The organism is Flavobacterium ginsenosidimutans (genome assembly GCF_003254625.1).
Classification (GTDB): Bacteria; Bacteroidota; Bacteroidia; order Flavobacteriales; family Flavobacteriaceae; genus Flavobacterium; species Flavobacterium ginsenosidimutans.
Genome location: NZ_QJRJ01000061.1, coordinates 40,350 through 57,831 on the forward strand (window position 1 = coordinate 40,350; position 17,482 = coordinate 57,831).

25 protein-coding genes are annotated in these 17,482 nt (G+C 31.2%); 17 read left to right on the forward strand and 8 right to left on the reverse strand.

The features are described from left to right. Nucleotides 1-63: 63 nt before the first annotated feature. From DM444_RS01390 to DM444_RS01415, 6 genes are read left to right on the forward strand one after another with little or no spacing between them, the layout of a single operon-like run. Nucleotides 64-525, forward strand: coding sequence for a DUF4142 domain-containing protein (locus tag DM444_RS01390; RefSeq protein WP_239455554.1), 462 nt, complete (start codon nt 64-66; stop codon nt 523-525). Between the two features lie 36 nt (nt 526-561). Continuing rightward, entirely contained in the window at nt 562-1,203 is a 642-nt protein-coding gene (locus DM444_RS01395; protein ID WP_111283302.1) for a porin family protein, read from the forward strand. Between the two features lie 36 nt (nt 1,204-1,239). Beyond that, nucleotides 1,240-1,392: a lmo0937 family membrane protein gene (locus DM444_RS01400; RefSeq protein WP_109192514.1), complete on the forward strand. Its 153-nt coding sequence runs from the start codon at nt 1,240-1,242 to the stop codon at nt 1,390-1,392. Between the two features lie 58 nt (nt 1,393-1,450). Next, the gene (locus tag DM444_RS01405; RefSeq protein WP_111283304.1) at nt 1,451-1,735 is read left to right on the forward strand and encodes a YtxH domain-containing protein; all 285 of its coding nucleotides are present in this window, start codon (nt 1,451-1,453) and stop codon (nt 1,733-1,735) included. Between the two features lie 46 nt (nt 1,736-1,781). Beyond that, a complete protein-coding gene (locus tag DM444_RS01410; protein ID WP_111283306.1) occupies nt 1,782-2,141 on the forward strand; it encodes a hypothetical protein in 360 nt (119 codons plus the stop codon). A gap of 32 nt (nt 2,142-2,173) precedes the next feature. Beyond that, complete coding sequence (locus DM444_RS01415; protein ID WP_111283308.1) at nt 2,174-2,551, forward strand: hypothetical protein; 378 nt, start codon at nt 2,174-2,176, stop codon at nt 2,549-2,551. Nucleotides 2,552-3,175: 624 nt separating this feature from the next. Here the strand turns inward: DM444_RS01415 and prfA are convergent. Next, nucleotides 3,176-4,252: a peptide chain release factor 1 gene (prfA, locus tag DM444_RS01420; RefSeq protein ID WP_111283310.1), complete on the reverse strand. Its 1,077-nt coding sequence runs from the start codon at nt 4,250-4,252 to the stop codon at nt 3,176-3,178. 314 nt (nt 4,253-4,566) lie between these two features. Here prfA and DM444_RS01425 point away from each other — a divergent pair, with 314 nt between their 5' ends. The 5 genes from DM444_RS01425 (at nt 4,567) to DM444_RS01445 (ending at nt 8,555) form a co-directional block, all read left to right on the forward strand. Then, complete coding sequence (locus DM444_RS01425) at nt 4,567-5,115, forward strand: hypothetical protein (RefSeq protein WP_162614897.1); 549 nt, start codon at nt 4,567-4,569, stop codon at nt 5,113-5,115. Between the two features lie 15 nt (nt 5,116-5,130). After that, nucleotides 5,131-5,883, forward strand: coding sequence for a hypothetical protein (locus DM444_RS01430; protein ID WP_111283314.1), 753 nt, complete (start codon nt 5,131-5,133; stop codon nt 5,881-5,883). Nucleotides 5,884-5,992: 109 nt separating this feature from the next. Then, nucleotides 5,993-7,126: a PDDEXK-like family protein gene (locus tag DM444_RS01435; protein ID WP_111283316.1), complete on the forward strand. Its 1,134-nt coding sequence runs from the start codon at nt 5,993-5,995 to the stop codon at nt 7,124-7,126. A 148-nt stretch (nt 7,127-7,274) separates the two neighbouring features. Beyond that, a complete protein-coding gene (locus DM444_RS01440; RefSeq protein ID WP_111283318.1) occupies nt 7,275-7,862 on the forward strand; it encodes a hypothetical protein in 588 nt (195 codons plus the stop codon). Between the two features lie 78 nt (nt 7,863-7,940). Beyond that, nucleotides 7,941-8,555, forward strand: coding sequence for a hypothetical protein (locus tag DM444_RS01445; RefSeq protein WP_162614898.1), 615 nt, complete (start codon nt 7,941-7,943; stop codon nt 8,553-8,555). A gap of 107 nt (nt 8,556-8,662) precedes the next feature. Here DM444_RS01445 and DM444_RS01450 read toward each other — a convergent pair whose 3' ends face one another. Then, nucleotides 8,663-8,980, reverse strand: a complete 318-nt coding sequence (locus tag DM444_RS01450) for a hypothetical protein (protein WP_111283322.1) — start codon at nt 8,978-8,980, stop codon at nt 8,663-8,665. A gap of 112 nt (nt 8,981-9,092) precedes the next feature. Between DM444_RS01450 and DM444_RS01455 the strand changes: the two genes are divergently transcribed. The 5 genes from DM444_RS01455 to DM444_RS01480 all read left to right on the forward strand — a co-directional run bounded on the left by DM444_RS01455 (nt 9,093) and on the right by DM444_RS01480 (nt 11,776). Continuing rightward, the gene (locus DM444_RS01455; protein WP_111283324.1) at nt 9,093-9,329 is read left to right on the forward strand and encodes a helix-turn-helix domain-containing protein; all 237 of its coding nucleotides are present in this window, start codon (nt 9,093-9,095) and stop codon (nt 9,327-9,329) included. A gap of 139 nt (nt 9,330-9,468) precedes the next feature. Further along, a complete protein-coding gene (locus DM444_RS01460) occupies nt 9,469-9,903 on the forward strand; it encodes a hypothetical protein (RefSeq protein WP_162614899.1) in 435 nt (144 codons plus the stop codon). Nucleotides 9,904-10,044: 141 nt separating this feature from the next. Then, nucleotides 10,045-10,425, forward strand: coding sequence for a hypothetical protein (locus DM444_RS01465; protein ID WP_111283328.1), 381 nt, complete (start codon nt 10,045-10,047; stop codon nt 10,423-10,425). Nucleotides 10,426-11,007: 582 nt separating this feature from the next. Further along, nucleotides 11,008-11,502: an SRPBCC family protein gene (locus DM444_RS01475; RefSeq protein ID WP_111283331.1), complete on the forward strand. Its 495-nt coding sequence runs from the start codon at nt 11,008-11,010 to the stop codon at nt 11,500-11,502. Between the two features lies 1 nt (nt 11,503). Then, on the forward strand, nt 11,504-11,776 hold the full coding sequence (locus DM444_RS01480; RefSeq protein ID WP_111283333.1) for a hypothetical protein: 273 nt from the start codon (nt 11,504-11,506) through the stop codon (nt 11,774-11,776). Between the two features lie 15 nt (nt 11,777-11,791). Here DM444_RS01480 and DM444_RS01485 read toward each other — a convergent pair whose 3' ends face one another. From DM444_RS01485 to DM444_RS01505, 5 genes are all read right to left on the reverse strand, one after another. Further along, nucleotides 11,792-12,583 (reverse strand): DUF5995 family protein, encoded by a 792-nt coding sequence (locus DM444_RS01485; RefSeq protein ID WP_111283335.1) that lies wholly within the window; start codon nt 12,581-12,583, stop codon nt 11,792-11,794. Nucleotides 12,584-12,767: 184 nt separating this feature from the next. Then, nucleotides 12,768-13,739 (reverse strand): hypothetical protein, encoded by a 972-nt coding sequence (locus DM444_RS01490; RefSeq protein WP_111283337.1) that lies wholly within the window; start codon nt 13,737-13,739, stop codon nt 12,768-12,770. A 172-nt stretch (nt 13,740-13,911) separates the two neighbouring features. Next, complete coding sequence (locus DM444_RS01495) at nt 13,912-14,289, reverse strand: GreA/GreB family elongation factor (protein WP_111283345.1); 378 nt, start codon at nt 14,287-14,289, stop codon at nt 13,912-13,914. A gap of 372 nt (nt 14,290-14,661) precedes the next feature. Next, on the reverse strand, nt 14,662-16,197 hold the full coding sequence (locus DM444_RS01500; RefSeq protein WP_162614900.1) for a tail fiber domain-containing protein: 1,536 nt from the start codon (nt 16,195-16,197) through the stop codon (nt 14,662-14,664). A gap of 27 nt (nt 16,198-16,224) precedes the next feature. Beyond that, nucleotides 16,225-16,440, reverse strand: coding sequence for a hypothetical protein (locus tag DM444_RS01505; protein ID WP_111283341.1), 216 nt, complete (start codon nt 16,438-16,440; stop codon nt 16,225-16,227). 84 nt (nt 16,441-16,524) lie between these two features. Between DM444_RS01505 and DM444_RS01510 the strand changes: the two genes are divergently transcribed. Continuing rightward, complete coding sequence (locus DM444_RS01510) at nt 16,525-16,887, forward strand: hypothetical protein (RefSeq protein WP_111283343.1); 363 nt, start codon at nt 16,525-16,527, stop codon at nt 16,885-16,887. 199 nt (nt 16,888-17,086) lie between these two features. Here DM444_RS01510 and DM444_RS01515 read toward each other — a convergent pair. Next, nucleotides 17,087-17,482 (reverse strand): tail fiber domain-containing protein (locus tag DM444_RS01515; protein ID WP_204251656.1); only part of this gene is annotated, 396 nt, incomplete at its 5' end.

The following is a 17,482-nucleotide window of genomic DNA, read 5'->3' on the forward strand; positions in this document are numbered from 1 at the left end:
TTTTCATTCCTTTTAATACTATGCATCGCATCTTGCAGAAAAATTAATCCGATTGAAAATACTTTGAAGAATCAAGCTTTTGCAAAAAATGACAGAGAAGAGACAGAAGTTTTCTTTTTTATTTCAACGGCGAATGTTAGTAAATCTATTATTTCTAAAAGTCAAATTGCACAACAAAAAAGTTCAGATGTTATCGTTAAGGAATTGGCAAAAAGAATAGAAATTCAGCAAAGCCAATTACTAGAAGAAGTAACCAAGATGGCCACATCTAAGCTCATTGTCATTACTGAAATCAACGCCACGCACAAAAGAGATTTATACAATATACTTGACGCAAACAGAAACGAATTTAACAATATCTATCTTGACGCAATGACAGATGCGATTTGTGACCAGATTGAGTTACTTGAGAAAATTTCCAGAGAAACAAACGACAAAGAAACACTGGAACTCGTTCTTAGATATTTACCTGAAGAATACAAGCTTTTAAGGGAAACCGAAAGAGTAAAAAAACAAAATGAATAAACGCCTATTATCTATCTATTAACTAAATTTTTTACTATGAAATTACAAGCCAATTTTTTATGCGCCTTAACACTTTTTTTATCAGCTTCATTTGGAATGCTGCACGCTCAGGACAATAATGTGAACACCGAGTTTGGTGTAAAGGGGGGATTTAATATGTCGAATTTATATCAAAGTGAAGCCGACGATGAAAATGTTTTATACGGATTTAATGCCGGGGTTTATGCTACTCTTCCTATTTCAGACTTTGTAGCTATTCAGCCAGAGATTTTATTTACCACAAAAGGTTCAGAATTAGAATATAACAACGCTTTTGCATCGGGGAATACAAAATTTAGACTGAATTATATCGAAGTACCGCTTTTAGTGAGAGTAAATGTAACCAAAAACTTTAACATTCACGCCGGTGGTTATGCTTCCTACTTAGTAAGTTCTAAAGTAAGCGGGGACGGAACTTTTGATTTTGACGAAGAAATTGATGCCGACGATCTAGCTAGATTTGACGCAGGTCTTTCTGCTGGTGTTGGAGTCGATTTTAACCCAATCAGCATCGGATTACGTTACAATTACGGTTTAACTACTGTTGGGAAAGAAAGAACTGTTGCGGGAACAACTTTTACATTTCCAGATGCAAAAAACAGCAACCTTTCATTATATCTTTCTTACAAGTTAAACTAAACAAGAAATTGATTATTAACCACTAAAATAAAAACCATGTCTAACTTATTATATACAATCGCAGTGATTCTGGTAATTCTCTGGGCTTTAGGGTTCTTTGTTTACAGTTTCGGAAGCATTATCCATATTCTGTTAGTAATTGCCATTATCGCAGTATTGCTTCGACTAATTAAAGGTCGAGAAATTTAAAAATCACACTATTATTAAATCAACAAATTATTAAATATTAATCCATAAATTATTCATTATGAAAACTAGTAGCACAATTTTAGGAATTTTAGGAGCCGCAGCGGCGGGAGCATTCATAGGTGTTTTATTTGCACCAGACAAAGGTTCTAACACAAGAAAAAAAATCAAAGATAAATCGAAAGATTACTCAGATAATCTAAAATCTAAACTTGATGGCATTGTAAACACAATCACTTCAAACGGTAAAGAAATTATCGAAGAAGGAAAATCTAAACTTAACCAAGTTAAAGAGGATTACAATACCCTAAAAGACGATGTTAAAACAGTAAAATCAAACTATTAATCCCTGTATTAAATAGTGAAATTTTCAAACCATAAAACCTTATCTCATGGAACCAAATGCAACAACAAACGAAGATTTAAATCTTTACGAAAAAGCTGAAAACTACGCGAAAACAAGTTTAGAATTATTAAAACTGAAAACAGTATGTTCAGTGGCTGATGGTGTTTCATCATTAGCATCAAAGATTGCAATCGGTATTGTTGTTGCATTTTTCACTTTGTTTCTAAATATAGGGATCAGCTTATGGATTGGAAAAGAACTTGGAGAGTATTACTATGGCTTTTTTATCATGGCGCTATTCTATTTGATTGTCGTAATCGTTGTGGTAAAATCACATCATAAATTGATAAAAACGCCTATTGGTAATACCATTATTTCAAGTATTCTAAAAGAAACACAAAACTGATTTGATTATTAATACCTATAAAAAGACTAGTTATGGAGGCTATTTACACTATTGATCAATTAAATCAAAAAATTAAGGAAGTAGAAATTCGCCAAGATACCGAATGGTGCGCCATAAAAGACCATATAGAGGACATTAAGGAAAATCTAAAGCCTATTAACCTAATTCGAAATACAGTTGAAGAAATCAACGAAACTGTTGGTTTTAAAAGCCATTTGGCACAATCGGCAATTAGTATCGGAATTGGTTATCTGGCAAAAAGATTCATCGTCGGAAAAGGCGACTCGATGTTTAAAGGTGTTTTAGGTTCAATCGTTCAGCTTATTGTAACAAACTTGGTTTCGAAACCTCATCATGATTCTTCTGAAAACGAAGAAGAATCATCACAATACGAACCGTCTAGAGAGTAATTTGTCAAACTTAAATTTAATTATTATGGAAAAGCTAAGCGAAATAGTAATAAAAAATGGTGTCTACGTTTACTCGAATCTATATAAATGTTTTGAATACACACGATTATTTCTAGGTATCTAACTTTCATTATACGTTATTGGGGAAACGGTTAATGAAGATAAGACCTTCGATATATTTTTTTTAAGATACTGAGATTCTAAGATGCTAAGGTTCTAAGTTTTCTCTCTTTATCTAAATAGTAAAAAAAAGCTGAACTTTTAGTTCAGCTTTTTTATTTTATAACGTCAGAGAAAAACCTCTGAACCTTTGCATCTTTGTACCTCTGAACCTATGTACGATAACAATATATTGCATTCCAGCGGTTGAAACTCGCTGGCTATATTTTTTTTTTGAGATGCTAAGGTACTAAGTTGCTAAGATTCTAAGCTTTTTCCAATCTTTGGTATTTTTTTACACAAAAAAAGCCGAACAAAGTTCGGCTTAAATATATTTATTTTTATGCTCAAAGAGAAAACTTAGAACCTTAGCATCTTAGTACCTTAGCATCTCAAAAAATATGTTCAAAGAGAAAAAACTTAGAACCTTAGCAACTTAGTATCTTAGCATCTAAGAAGTTTACGTTAGTAAACTTCCGAAGCTTCCTTCAATTTCTCCATATTATTAACCAACTGAAGCTCAGAAACGATTTTCTGAATATCACCATTCATGATATTTCCTAGATCGTAAAGCGTTAAACCAATACGGTGATCGGTTACACGACCTTGCGCATAGTTATACGTACGGATTTTTGCCGAACGGTCTCCAGAACTTACCTGAGAACTTCGTTTTTTAGCATCTTCTTCCTGCTTTTTAGCCAATTCCATTTCGTACAAACGAGAACGTAATACCATTAAAGCTTTATCTTTATTCTTGTGCTGCGATTTCTCATCCTGACATTGCGCCACCAAACCTGTTGGAATGTGCGTTAAACGTACAGCCGATTTCGTAGTATTTACCGATTGTCCTCCAGGTCCAGACGAACAGAAGAAATCTACACGAACATCGTTCATATCTACCTGAACATCAAACTCCTCAGCTTCTGGCAAAACCATAACCGTTGCAGCCGATGTATGCACACGTCCTTGAGTTTCTGTCTGCGGAACACGCTGTACACGGTGAACACCCGCTTCAAACTTCAAAGTTCCGTATACATCTTCTCCAGTAACCTCAAAAATAACCTCTTTGAAACCTCCAGAAGTACCCTCGTTCATATCTACAACAGATGATCTCCATCCCATAGATTCGCAATATTTCGTGTACATTCTAAACAAGTCACCAGCAAAAATACTCGCTTCGTCCCCACCCGTTCCGGCGCGGATCTCCACCATTACGTTTTTCGCATCTTCAGGATCTTTAGGAATAAGCATAAATTTGATTTCCTCCTCCAATTCTGGCAGACGTTCTTTTGCTTCATCCAATTGCATTTTGGCCATTTCCACCATTTCAGCATCGCTTCCGTCAGCAATAATTTCGTTTGCTTCTTCGATGTTTGCTAAAATTATGATGTACTCTTCTCTCTTTTCAACAAGCGCTTTTATCCCTTTATATTCTTGGTTAAGCTGCTTATAACGTTTTTGATCAGAAATAACATCCGGCTGAATAATCAAATCCGAAATCTCATCGAAACGCTGCTTTACATATTGAAGTCTATCTAACATTTTCTAATTCCTTTTATTGGACGGCAAAATTACAAAATTTTTATCGAAAATTCTAGTGTTCATTTTTTAGGGAATTTAAGTTGAATATTTAGTGGAATTGTAATGATTTTTAGGAGCTATTTCCTGCTATCCGCTATATCTTTTTAGGCGGAAAGTTTAAGGTTTAATAAGTTCTTTTTCGTTTGCCTAAAAAGGATGCCGCTTCTATCAGGGCTAGGGCTTTGTTTTTCATAAAACACTTTACGGTTTTCCGTAATGTATTTAGCTTTTATGTTCTTAGTTTTGAAAACTAACTAACAACCACAACTAAAAAAATGAAAAAACTGTTTAGCATATTCTTGTTACTCTTTGTAATAATGCAAAATTATTCTCAGGGAAATGGTTCTGAAACACGTAAGTTTATTGAAAATGCAGAAATCACCCAAGTAAATAAAGATTGGAATACAAAAGCAGAATTTAAGTCCGGACTTGATGAAATAGTTTCTTTCTTTCCAATTGAAGTAATTGATTTAAAATCCAACAGAAAAATAAAATCATTACAAGTGGATATGACTCTAAAATACCACGGAAATAATGATTTCAAATCTTCATGGATTGATTTAAATGAAGTCGACGAATTTATATTGTTTATTGAACAATATGTTATTCCAAATCTGAAAGATAAAACCGAAAAAAACCAATCAACAACATACATTTTTAATTCAAAAGAAATAATGTTTAGTTTTAAAATTCAAAATGCTTTAAGAAGAATATCAATATATCTTAAAGATAATGGTATTACAGATTATGAAAATTATTTCTGGACAGAAACACAAGTAGGGAAAATTCCTGAATTGCTTACAATGTTGAAGGAGATTAAATAATTTAAAAAAAGATTTATGAAATATTTTCTATTCATAATTTTAATTGGAATCAATTTAAATGCACAAGATTGCCCGACGAGAATTGGCGACTTTGAAATAAATTCTACAAAAACATCTGATCTAGAATCGATATTACCTTCATATTCGTCATATATGACAATAATAGAAGACTTAAATGAATATCAAAATAAAGTAGTTAATTATGAAGATCTTAATGAAAAATACTCAGGAGGAACACTTCCTTATAGATTAAAACCAGACTATAATAATGTAAAAAGTTGGTATAATTTAGAAGTTGCCTCAGTAAATGATTCTACAGAAGTAATATTTATCCCTAGTTATGAAACTGATAATATTGTTATTAAAAATGTTTTACTAAAATTCTATAACGATAAATTATATTTTATAAGGGCAAGCTTAAATAAAAATTATACTGATATTATTCTTGAAAAATATAAAGGAAAGGGATTTAAGTCAGAAGAAAAGAAAACTCCAAATAATTGTAAAGATCCAAAATTAAAAAAATATCATAATTCATTATCTCAGTATTTTTTTGCTTCTGAGGAAAATAAAATCCGAGCAATGTTAACTTTTGATTTTAAAATCAATAAATATTGTGAAACTGTAATTAATGATAGAATAGAAATATTCGATTTCGACATTTACATAAGAGAAAATAAAAAAATCAAGTTCAATATGGAAAACATGCAAATGATGGAAGATGATAGAAGAAAAATTGAAAAGGAAGAAAAACTTAAAAGATTTTAAATTATCGAGCTAAAATTACATTTATACTAAACAAGAGCTCTCTTCCTCAATATCGCAAATGTCTCATTCCTTTAAGCATCTTAAAAAAACAATTTCATAATAGAAGAAAATGCTACAACTATTAGATAAAATAAAAATCATAAATAAATATCAAAAGGAGATTTCTGACTTATCATCAGAAGAGAGATTTAATATTTTTAGAATTTGTGGGGTTAATCATTACGAAGTAACACATTCAGCAATTTTAACAGAGCTTTTAAGCAATAATTCATCTCATAGTTTTGGTAATAAATTTTTAATAGCATTTCTTAAAGTTTTAAAAAGAGAAAATTTATTATCTGAAGATTATCATTTTTCCCTCGAAGACATAAAAGTAATTCCTGAATTTTCAACTGGAGAGCTAGGAAGAATTGATATTCTAATTAAGAACAGTAATCAATGTCTTATAATCGAAAATAAAATTTATGCTAATGATCAAAAAAAACAATTAAAGAGATATGAAACATATGCAAAAAATAACTTCGCAAATTATAAACTCTTTTACTTAACATTATTTGGAGATGAAGCCTCTGAAAATAGTGCACAAGATTCTAATTACACAACAGTTTCGTATAGCCATACTATAATAAACTGGTTAGAAAGATGTGTAGAGATTTCCGCTAAAAATCCAGTTATAAGAGAAACTTTAATACAATACATCAATCACTTAAAATATTTAACAAATAATACTTCACTTTCTAAAATGAATAATGAAATCATTGAACTTTTAAGTCAAAACGACAATATTGAAGCGACTTTTACAATTGGAGAAAGATTAAATGATGTCAAAAATCATTTGATTAATAAAATTTTGTTAGCGCAGTTAAATGATTTATGCAAAGAACTTAATCTAGTCAATGAATCTGAAGAATACGACAGAGTTAATACATCTTGGGCAGGATTTCAAATTACAAATCCAGAATGGAAATTTTTTAAAATAGCCTTGGAATTTGAAGCTCGCGGATTGAGAAATTCAATTATTGGATTGACACATATAAATCGAGACGATCGAAAAGATGAAACATTCGAAATATTAAAAGGACGATTTAAAGGGAATAATAAAAACTGGGTCTGGAATGATTTTCCTAAATATAATTCTTGGAATAAAGATGCTATGATTGCAATTCAAAATGGTGAAATGAGGAATATTTTTAAAATAGAAATAGAAAACATTTTATCAAAAACAAAAGGTTTAGAAATGTAATTACATCATATTTAACGCACGCATCTTACTGATTAACATAAAATAAGCACAAGTAGATTGCTCGTGATAGCAACACATATTCAATAAATTCAATATCAGAAGCATAATATAAATCTATCTAAACAAATAAATTATCCAACAACCCATTATGGCAGAATTAAGTAAAATATTTAGTCATCTTTCAAGAGATTTATTTATATATTTCTTAACAGGTTTTATAGTTGTTATCGACCTAGCATATCTTGATTATTTATTTAACACAGCAAGTACTTTTAAATACATAAAGACAATTCCATATTGGGCAATTAGTTCAACTATCATTGCTTTTACAATTGGACATTTAGTATTTTCAATAATGTATTTTATTTTTGAATATACTAAACTAGAAATTTGGTTAAAGAAAAAGCTATTCTCGTCTTATGACCATGAAAATAATAAACCGCCTTTTGAAATTAGCTTTGAAAAAGAAATTAAAATATTCGAAAAAAAGAGGGTGCTTCACGATCAATTTATTGAGAGGCATACACAACTGTACTTAATGCGTTGGAATCTTGCGGGAGGGTTTATGTTTAGTGGTTTGACTAATATTCTTTTTGAGATTTATTTTCATTTTACCATTGTTTTTACTGCTCTTTCCATTCTTTCAATTTTGATAGGATTTTCGCTCTACGTTTTATCTTTAAAAACAGAGAAAGATTGCTTTGCCAGAATAAATAAAATTGCTGACTCAATTTGATGAATTTATCCCGTTAGAGTAGATTTGCATCCGCGCCCAAAACAGCAGAACATAATACAAATCATAAAAACACAATACATGACAGAGTTTTTATTTGACTATAAGGAAATTATAAATATTACATTAAGTCTCATAATTGGGGCAATTCCAACATTTTATGATATTAAAAAAGGAAAAAACAATAAAAAACTAAATGGAAAAGGTAAGATTTTGTTATTTGTATGTTCCATTTTTATTATATTTTCTTTCTATACATTTTATCAGGAAAAGAATAGAATAAAATCTGATGATATAATTTTAAAGTTTAGTCTACGATCTCCAACTCCATTTTCAAGCTATCAAGAAATATCAGATAAACTTCCAAAAGAAATCTTTGTACCTCTTATAAAAATTGAAAAAGCAAGTACCTCAGGTTTCTTTAAATTTCAAAATTTTAATTCTGGGAATGGGCACGCCTCAGAATCAAAATTTGTAAATTATGTTTGTTATATATCTGAAAATAAATCAATAGAAAATTTTCCTAAAAATATCGAAGATGTAAATCCTGAAAATGTAGTCTTATATTTATCCCTCAAAAAATATTTTAAAAATGGATATTCAATGAATGGCTTGCCAAAACTTATCTTAAGAAATACCACATATGAAGGAAAAATAGATCTAATTAATGATAAAATTGAATTTTCTAAACCATGATTCCCTGCTACACAAAGTATTCAACCAGACCAACTCCACAATTCTGAAAACTTTAGGGATTGGATTGCCTCAGCTTGTACAATTTTTACTAAAAATAGAAAATATAACTAAACCTTATAAACATCATCCAACAACTCCATTTCATCTTCTGGCAATAACTGCAAGGCAATTTCAAGCAAAGTCATTACATTGACATTATTGTCTTTTGTAAAACTCGACAAACTTTGCGCATCAGGATTAAGCAAAATAATACTTGCTTTGAGCAAATCTGAAACCATTAGATTTAATTCGTTATAAGAAGATACTTTTAGCGGTATTGTAAATGAGTTGGTTTCTTTTGGTTCTGGTTTTAGCGTAGTGAAGTATTTTCCTTTATTTATTATTCCTAGCAATTCTTCGGCTCTTTCTTTATTTTGGATTTTCATTTTTATATAAGATTTAATTTACAATTTTAAACAAATATATAAAAAATCAGTAACATACAACCCCTTTCTTACATTCACTTAAAAACAATCGATTACTTGTAATTTCATTTCTATGAAAAGAGAAAGAAAAAGTGAAATTCCAGAAGTTGTAAAAGACCTAGGAATCAAGATTAAAGATATAATTGAAGAAAAGAAATTCAAGCGACGAGAGGTTGCTCATGATGCAGAAATGGATGTTGAAAGTCTAAGAAAATATATAAAAGGCTCGCAAGAAATGAAAGTAAGCACTTTGTTTAAAATTGCACAAGCTTTAAAAATTCATCCAAGTGAATTAATTAAGGATTTGTAATCACGAAAAAGACTCAAATTGCAAATTAATCTTTGCGGAGCTACTTGCGAAGATTTCTCCTTATGTCGAAATGACAAAACTGAATCGAATAAATTTGCAAACACACATAGATCTATAAATTTTTAATTAAACTCTCCAATTGAAAAAAATAATCATCGTTGTATTTATTATAATGTTTTCATCATGCAAAGAAAATGATGAAGAACAAAAACTTATGTACAAACAGCTCGTAAAATATCGAGATGAATTAAAGATGAATGCAAGAGATATAGATGCCTATATTCAAAATTTTATAGAAAAAGAGAAAATATACAAAAGCAAAACTGAAGGTAGAAATGGAATTTTACTTGAATATGAAAAATCTTTTGAGAAACTAAAATTCAAAGAAAGAGATAAGATAGTTAAACTTCGCGATTCGTTTAATCGGGAACATAAATTAAACCTCCATTTTGATACTTCAAATTATGATAACAATATCTCCGATACTGTTTTTAACAGATTAATGGAAATTGATTTTTATCGTTTAAAAATTAGCTTTCAAAGTAGATATTTAGTAGGTCATAGATGTATGTGAATTTCTTTGCTACATAGTAAAATTCAACTTCGACTATAAACGATTTACGCTTGTTCAAAATTTAGAAAGTTTGACGCGAGCGCGAGCGTTTCGCTAGTGCACACAATCTTTACAAATTGAATACACTTATTAAACGTACTAATGAAAATAGAAATTAATAAAAAGTATCAGTCAAGTTTAATTGCAAATACTGATCTTCACGCAGGTGGTTTGTTTTTTTGTGTAATCTACCAAAATCAACTAGAGTTCTTTAAGAATGGTAAAGTTGAGCTAACAAAAAAGGTCGTTGATGCCTTTCGTCCTGTGGATGAGCATGACATTAAACATTTACAAAATTATAAGATTATCGGAAACTACTCATTTAATGATAGAGGATATTTGGTTTGTAAGTTTGAAGATTTGTTTTGGACATTTACTGGATTATCTACCGAAAAAGATAGTTCAATTATTCCCTTTAACATTTATGATAGTCGCTTACTAAATAGATGGGGAGAAGTTTATAAACTTGAAGAAATTATTTAGTATCGACAAAGATTGACAAAGTATCCTTTGCGGAATTTCTAGTGTGATTTCTCGTTCCTCGAAATGACAAATACTGTGTGGTTACAATGTGGAAAACCTTTGCGGAGCTACTTGAGGAGATTTCTCGTTCCTCGAAATGACAATACTTTGTGGAAAATCGTTGCGGAGCTACTTGCGAAGATTTCTCTCCCGAAGCCTCGGGATCGAAATGACAATACTGTGTGGTTACAATGTGGAAAACCTTTGCGGAGCTACTTGTGGAGATTTCTCTCCCGAAGCCTCGGGATCGAAATGACAAAACTATGTGGTTACAATATAGAAAATCTTTGCGAAGCTACTTGCGGAGATTTCTCTCCCGAAGCCTCGGGATCGAAATGACAAACTGTATGGAGAAACTAATGGAGAAACAAACTACAAAAAGCAATCCTCATTAAATCAGTGTTAGTAAGAATTTTATATATTTGGTTATATCAAAAAAATCGATAGCGCGGATTTGCATTGGTAATCGCCTTGACGAACGATTCTAAAAAACAGGTTTTAGCAAGCTGAAATAATTTAGAAAAATTAGAAAAAAACTAAACCATGGAAAACTTCGATTGGACTTCTTTCACCAAAAAAATAGCCGTTAAAGCACAACTCAGTGACATTTACAATGCTTGGACAATTGCGAACGAACTGGAAAAATGGTTTCTAGAAAAAGTATCTTTTTTTGATGCTAATGAGAAATCAATTAGTAAAGATCAAAACGTTTCGGAGGGAAATGCTTATGAATGGCTTTGGTATTTGTATGATGACGCTATGAAAGGAAAAATCACTTCTGCCAACGGAAAAGACCAATTGCAGTTTACGTTTGAAGGAACGTGTCTGGTTGATATTAAATTGAGCGAAGAAAATGGCTATACAATTGTTGAACTTCATCAACATAATATTCCGACAGATGATAATTCGAAAAAATACATTAGGCTGGGCTGTTCCAACGGTTGGCACTTTTATTTGACCAATCTGAAATCGGTTTACGAAGGCGGATTGGATTTGCGCAATAAAGATGAGAATTTGAATCCGATGATTAATAATTAAAATGGGATATAATTTTTACAATGCTGAAACAGAGATTTTATATCTCAATAATTCTAGCGAATACGATACTTTGTCGGTTTTTAAATTCTGCGCAAATAATCTTTACAGAATAAACGAAAGGATTAAAAAAGGAGAAACGATCAAAATCATTGAAAACATTGACAAAGAATATACTAAAACGTATCTAATTGAAAATACCGCAGATTTTAAAAAATGGGTCGAAAAAATATACAACGGAGGTTTTGAAGATTATCTCGAAACTGGAATGAAATAGTTTATTTTTCCAAAATCACGCCACAACACACTCCATATTTTTTTCTTCCATAATCTGCATATCGATTATTTTTTGAGCAACAGTTCCTCTTTCGAATAAACGAATGAATTTGAAAACGGCACTAACAAAATATCCTGGGTTTGAAACCAATCTGGCGATTTCTGTTATTCTTTTATCTCTTAATTGCGTGCAGGCTTCTCTTCCATCTTCTGGAACTGCTACAAATTCGTTGGCAAATTTCCATGCGCCGTTTCTTGCGGTTTCCATACTGAAATCGATAAAGAAGTTGTCTATTTTGCCTGTAAATTTTAGAATCCACGTAAGTGTTGGCCAAATTTTAATTAAGCATTTTTCGACACCGCCAACGAGATTGCTCAAAATAAAGTTTATTTTATCAAAATCGGCTTTTAAATCTTCGATGTCTTCGACTGTACTGACTTCCGCCGAGGCAATTCCTAAATCGAGATTAATATGTGCATTGATTCCGAGCAGTAAATGCTGCAACACTATTGGCCAGAACTTTTCGGATTGTTCAAAGGCAAATGCCCAACATTCAGACGGTTTTTCTTTGGCTTGATATTGATAATAGGCTTTTAAATATCTATTAGCAAAAATAACATCCAGTTTTTCCATTCGTTCGCCATTCTGGAAAGAACCAGTATGAATACCTTCTTTTACTCTTAGCGTAACTTCGCGATATAGAATGGCAAATAAACCCAAATTGCTCTGGTCTATTTTTGATTTTTCTATTATTTCATCCAATAACAAAATTACTTCGTCTATAGTTCCTGCTTGTTTCATACTCATGTATAATTGGTTATGATTAAATTGAGAAGAACTAATTTAATTATTTTAAGCTTTCAATGAACGTCATTTTGAGGTGATTATTTTGTTATTTCTTTTTGCAATTTCAGCAAAAAATCCCGCAAGAAAACTTCTTACGGGATTTTTTTTAAAACCTGATTTAATTAGCGCTGACGCTAACAAAATACTATTTCGGTGCAAATCGATTATGATCGTATAGTTTTCTATCTGTGATATAATGCAAAATAAGATTCTTTGTCTGATCGGCTGTCAAGTCCTGATTATAGTTTTTTGCAACTACAACTCCCAGTCGGTTGATTTCATCATTTGATAGGTTCTCAAAATAAGAAAGTATCGTTTCTTTATTTTCCTGTTCGTTAATATCGAAATTTGGAATTGGCTCTGGCTGTACAGGAACTTCTTTCGTTTTACTTGAAACGTTTATTTTCTCTGCTTTTTCAGGTTTATTTTGCGAGAAATTTTTAGCAATCTTACGCTCAGGCTCCGACGGCAAATCAGCGGGATTCATTTTGGAAACTTCTTTTAAAATATATCCTAAAACCGCAACCAAAACTACTTTTGGCAACAACCCAATAATATCGCTTTTAATCACTGATGCCATTTGAAGTCCAGAAAATACTCCAAGCGCTATAAACGAAAAGCCTAAGATTTTAAAGTAATCTGGCAAAACAACATCAATTTTTCTGATGCGGTTTCCTAAAACAATATTAATCACTACTATTGCGACATTTGCAAGAATTAACAATATCGCACTAGAAAATGAACTTGAACCAAAAGAAGCTAATGCATTGACATCTCCAGCAGAAAAATAAACGGCTAGAGACTTAAAAAACATTACGCCTACTGAATAAACTGCAATTGCTAATAAAATTAAAGAGGCAATTATTAAAGAATCTGCTTTTTTGTATTGAAGTGTTTTACTCAAAAAGATTTTAAACACAAACAGAATTCCTATCCAGATTAAATTGCTGAAAACTGAAAATCCGTTGGCCGTTAAGCCATGAAACCAAGTTTGGTCAACATACAAAAAGTCTTTGTAAATTGAAAAGAGCAGCATTAAACCTGCATAAATGAATGCGGCTAATGCGGCGATATTATAATATTTAGGTAAAGTTGTTTTTGGGGTAGAGTTACTCATAAAGTGGCTGATTTGTTAATTGATGATTGGATAGTTATACACCCAAAAATATAAAAATATAATTACAAACCAACTGGACTTTTTCTGTATTTTAAAACTGTTTCAATAAAAAACATCCTGCAAGAAAATAACTTACAGGATGCTTTTTTACTAACTTAAGGCTTAAGAAATATTAAGCGACTTCTACTACTTTTAAAATTTCTAGTTTTAAATTCCCTTTTTTGGCAGGCCATTCAATAATATCGCCCTCCTTGTAACCAACCATTGCAATTCCTTCATCAGAAAGTACAGAGATTTTGTTTTTGCTGACTTTTGCTTTTTCTGGACCCACTAAAAGGATTGTTTTTTCCTCATTATTAATGTGATCTTTGTATGTAACTTTTCGGTTTATCGAAACAATATCTTCAGGAAGATCTTTTCTCAATACTTGAGTAGCATGTTTTAGCTGGCTCAATAAAAGTTCTTCTTCTTGTATGGTTACTTTTTTTCTTCTTACGTGATCTTTAATTAAATCGTATGTTCCTGTTGTTAAAATTATATTTTGTGACATTACTTTCTTGTTTGCTTCATCTTTTCGTGAACATGACACAACTCTTCAGAGAACAGCACGCAAAAACGGCTATTCAATGATATCACATCCTGAATAAAAATGAGATTAAATAAATAAAAACTGTATATAGAATATCCCTGTCTAGAGTTGTGACAGGGCCAAAGTAATAAACTCTTTGGAGCTTTTTAAGAAAGTATCGTCATGCAAATACAATAACGTGCACATTAAGCACATTAGACAGCTGTTTATTAAATAAAAATTTGCAGTGACCATTATTGTATCGATTCTAATCTTTTGGCAAGATAAGCCTTTTTCTTACAATATGCAAAAATTATAAAAAAAGGAAGCTTTCGCTTCCTTTCTATTGTAAAACTATTTCATTTTTTGTTCTAGTAATAATAATCTCTTCTCAATTTCTAAAATCTTAGCATCTTTAGCACCAAGTAGTTTTTGCTGATCTTCTATAAGCTTTTGCTGTTCTTGTACTGCTTTTACCAAAGGCACCACAAATTCTGAGTAACGTAAACTGTAATAATCACTGTCGTTTTGTGGTTTTACAATACCGCTAAATTTATAACCAATACTATTAGCAGCCGTTTCTACTTCCTGCGCAATAAATCCCGATTGCAAGTCTGTAGTTCCAGTTTTCATTTTATAAGTTACTGGTCGCAGTTTATTAATAAAGTTTAAACCATAAGTACTTGTTGCAATATCCTTTTTTAAACGAGAATCTGAATAATTTGACCAAGCGGTGTAACCTCCAATAGATGTTATTTTAGAATCACCAATCATCACTGTATTTGAACCTCTACCAATAGCATTCGTACCAATCACTATTTCATTGGTACCATTATCTGCTAATGGTCTTGTATTTGCTCCTAACAATACTGAGCTATTCATTGATTTTACAGTTAACATTAAATTTGATTCAAAAGTCCCATAATAGAGTCCACTCTCATAACCCATAACAGTATTAAGATCACCAGTTTGCACAAATCGCGATGCCCAGTGACCATTTACTGTATTATAACTTCCTGTAACATTACTTAAAGCTGAATTTCCAATTCCGATATTCTCTTTAGAAGTCTTTGTAATACTAATTGCATTCGGACCAATAGCAATATTATCATCGCCTGATGTAAGTGAATAAAGCGTTTGCAATCCTATCCCTGTATTTCTAACACCACTTTTATTACTGTATAATGAATTACTACCTAAACCTACGTTATGGAAACCATCAACATTTGAATACAAAGCTTTCAAACCTACAGCAACATTTGCAAGCCCATTAACATTATTATACATTGATGAAACACCTACTGCGACATTATCATAACCATCTAAATTAGCGTTTAATGCTAAATCTCCAAATGCAACATTATTCACACCAGAAGTAAGTTTTTGCAACGCCGCCCTACCCATTGCCGTGTTTGCTGCACCTGTAACTTTTGTAGGATTCATTGAAGCATATCCAAATGCTGTATTATTTGTTCCTAACAAACCGCTTGTATAGCCGTTAATTCTAAAAACCAAATCTTTATTATCAGAGGTTCCTATAAAATCAGTTGCAGGATTTGTCCCTTTGTTACCCTTTATGCTCCAAGCTGTATTAGCAATTTGCTTTACTACACCATTTGCATCTGTAGTCAATAAATAATCGGTACTTGTTCCCGTTTGCAATCCTGCAATTTTTAAGGTATTAACAGAAGTTGTGGTTAGAGTTGTTGGTTTTATTAAATCTCCACCAAATTGAATGGTATCATTAACTGCTGTTACACCATTATTAGCAGTATTTAACGAATTTGGATTCATTTTTACTTTTTTCCCGTTTACCGTAACAAACGTTTCGGTTTGTGCCATCATTAATCCGCTCTGGATTAAGAATAGCAAGCATGCAATCTTCTTCATTTTCATTGTATTGTATGTTATTTATGTTTATTCTAATGTCTTTTTAATAAGGTTCGAAACCGTATCTCTGTTTAATTTTTCCATTTTTATGTAATCTTTTTTGATATCGTCTGCCTTGAGTCCTTTTACAGCTCCATTTACACATTGGCGGATATAATATTTTGAAACATTGTACTTTAAAAACAGTGCTTCTAAAACATTAGAATCATACGATTTATAAATTTTTGTTTTACTTTTACTCATTGTTTTGTCTGTTTCAAAAATGAAAACAAATATAGAAGATAATTTTCAACCTTCAAAATATTTTGAAGAAAATTTCCTACAAAAATGAATATCATTCTCGAGAATATAAAGTATTTAACTGTAAATGAGAATATTACTATAACAAAATTAGAAAGCATAATTGGTGCTAGTAAAGGAGTTTTATCTCGTGCCATAGCAAATGATACAGATATTCAGACGAAATGGATCTTAAAAATAGTTGAAAAATATCCCCAATATAGTTGCGAATGGTTGATAAAAAGAGACGGACCTATGCTGAAGAATTTAGAAAATACAAATTTGCCAAACCCAAATCTTGAAATTGAAGTTAATTATAAGGAACTTGCCGAATCGAGAAAAGAAACAATAGAGATTCAGAAAAAAGTAATATCCTATTTGGAAGCGCAAATTGAAAATAGCAATCTATAAAGTGAGTTATGAATTATGAATTATGAATTGTGAATTGTAAATTGTGAATTGTGAAAAGTAATTAGTGAATGGTGAATGGTGAATAAACTATTATAATAAACTCACAAAAGTATAAGAATGAAGATGGAATTTCACTGTCGCTGTTTGACTGTTATAAATAAAAAAAAAGGAAGCTTTCGCTTCCTTTTTTTTTGTAAAATTATTTCAATTTTTGTTCGAGTTTTAGTAATCGATTCTCGATTTCTAGAATTTTAGCGTCTTTTGCTCCTAAAAGTTTTTGCTGTTCGCTTATTTGCGTTTGCTGATCTTCTATAAGCTTTTGCTGCTCTTGTACTGCTTTTACCAAAGGCACTACAAACTCTGAATAACGTAAACTGTAATAATCACTGTCGTTTTGTGGTTTTACAATACCGCTAAATTGATAACCAATACTATTAGCCGTCGTTTCTACTTCCTGCGCAATAAATCCCGATTGCAGTTCCGTAGTTCCAGTTTTCATTTTATAAGTTACTGGACGTAATTTATTGATAAAGTTTAAACCATAAGTACTTGTTGCAATATCCTTTTTTAAACGAGAATCTGAATAATTTGACCA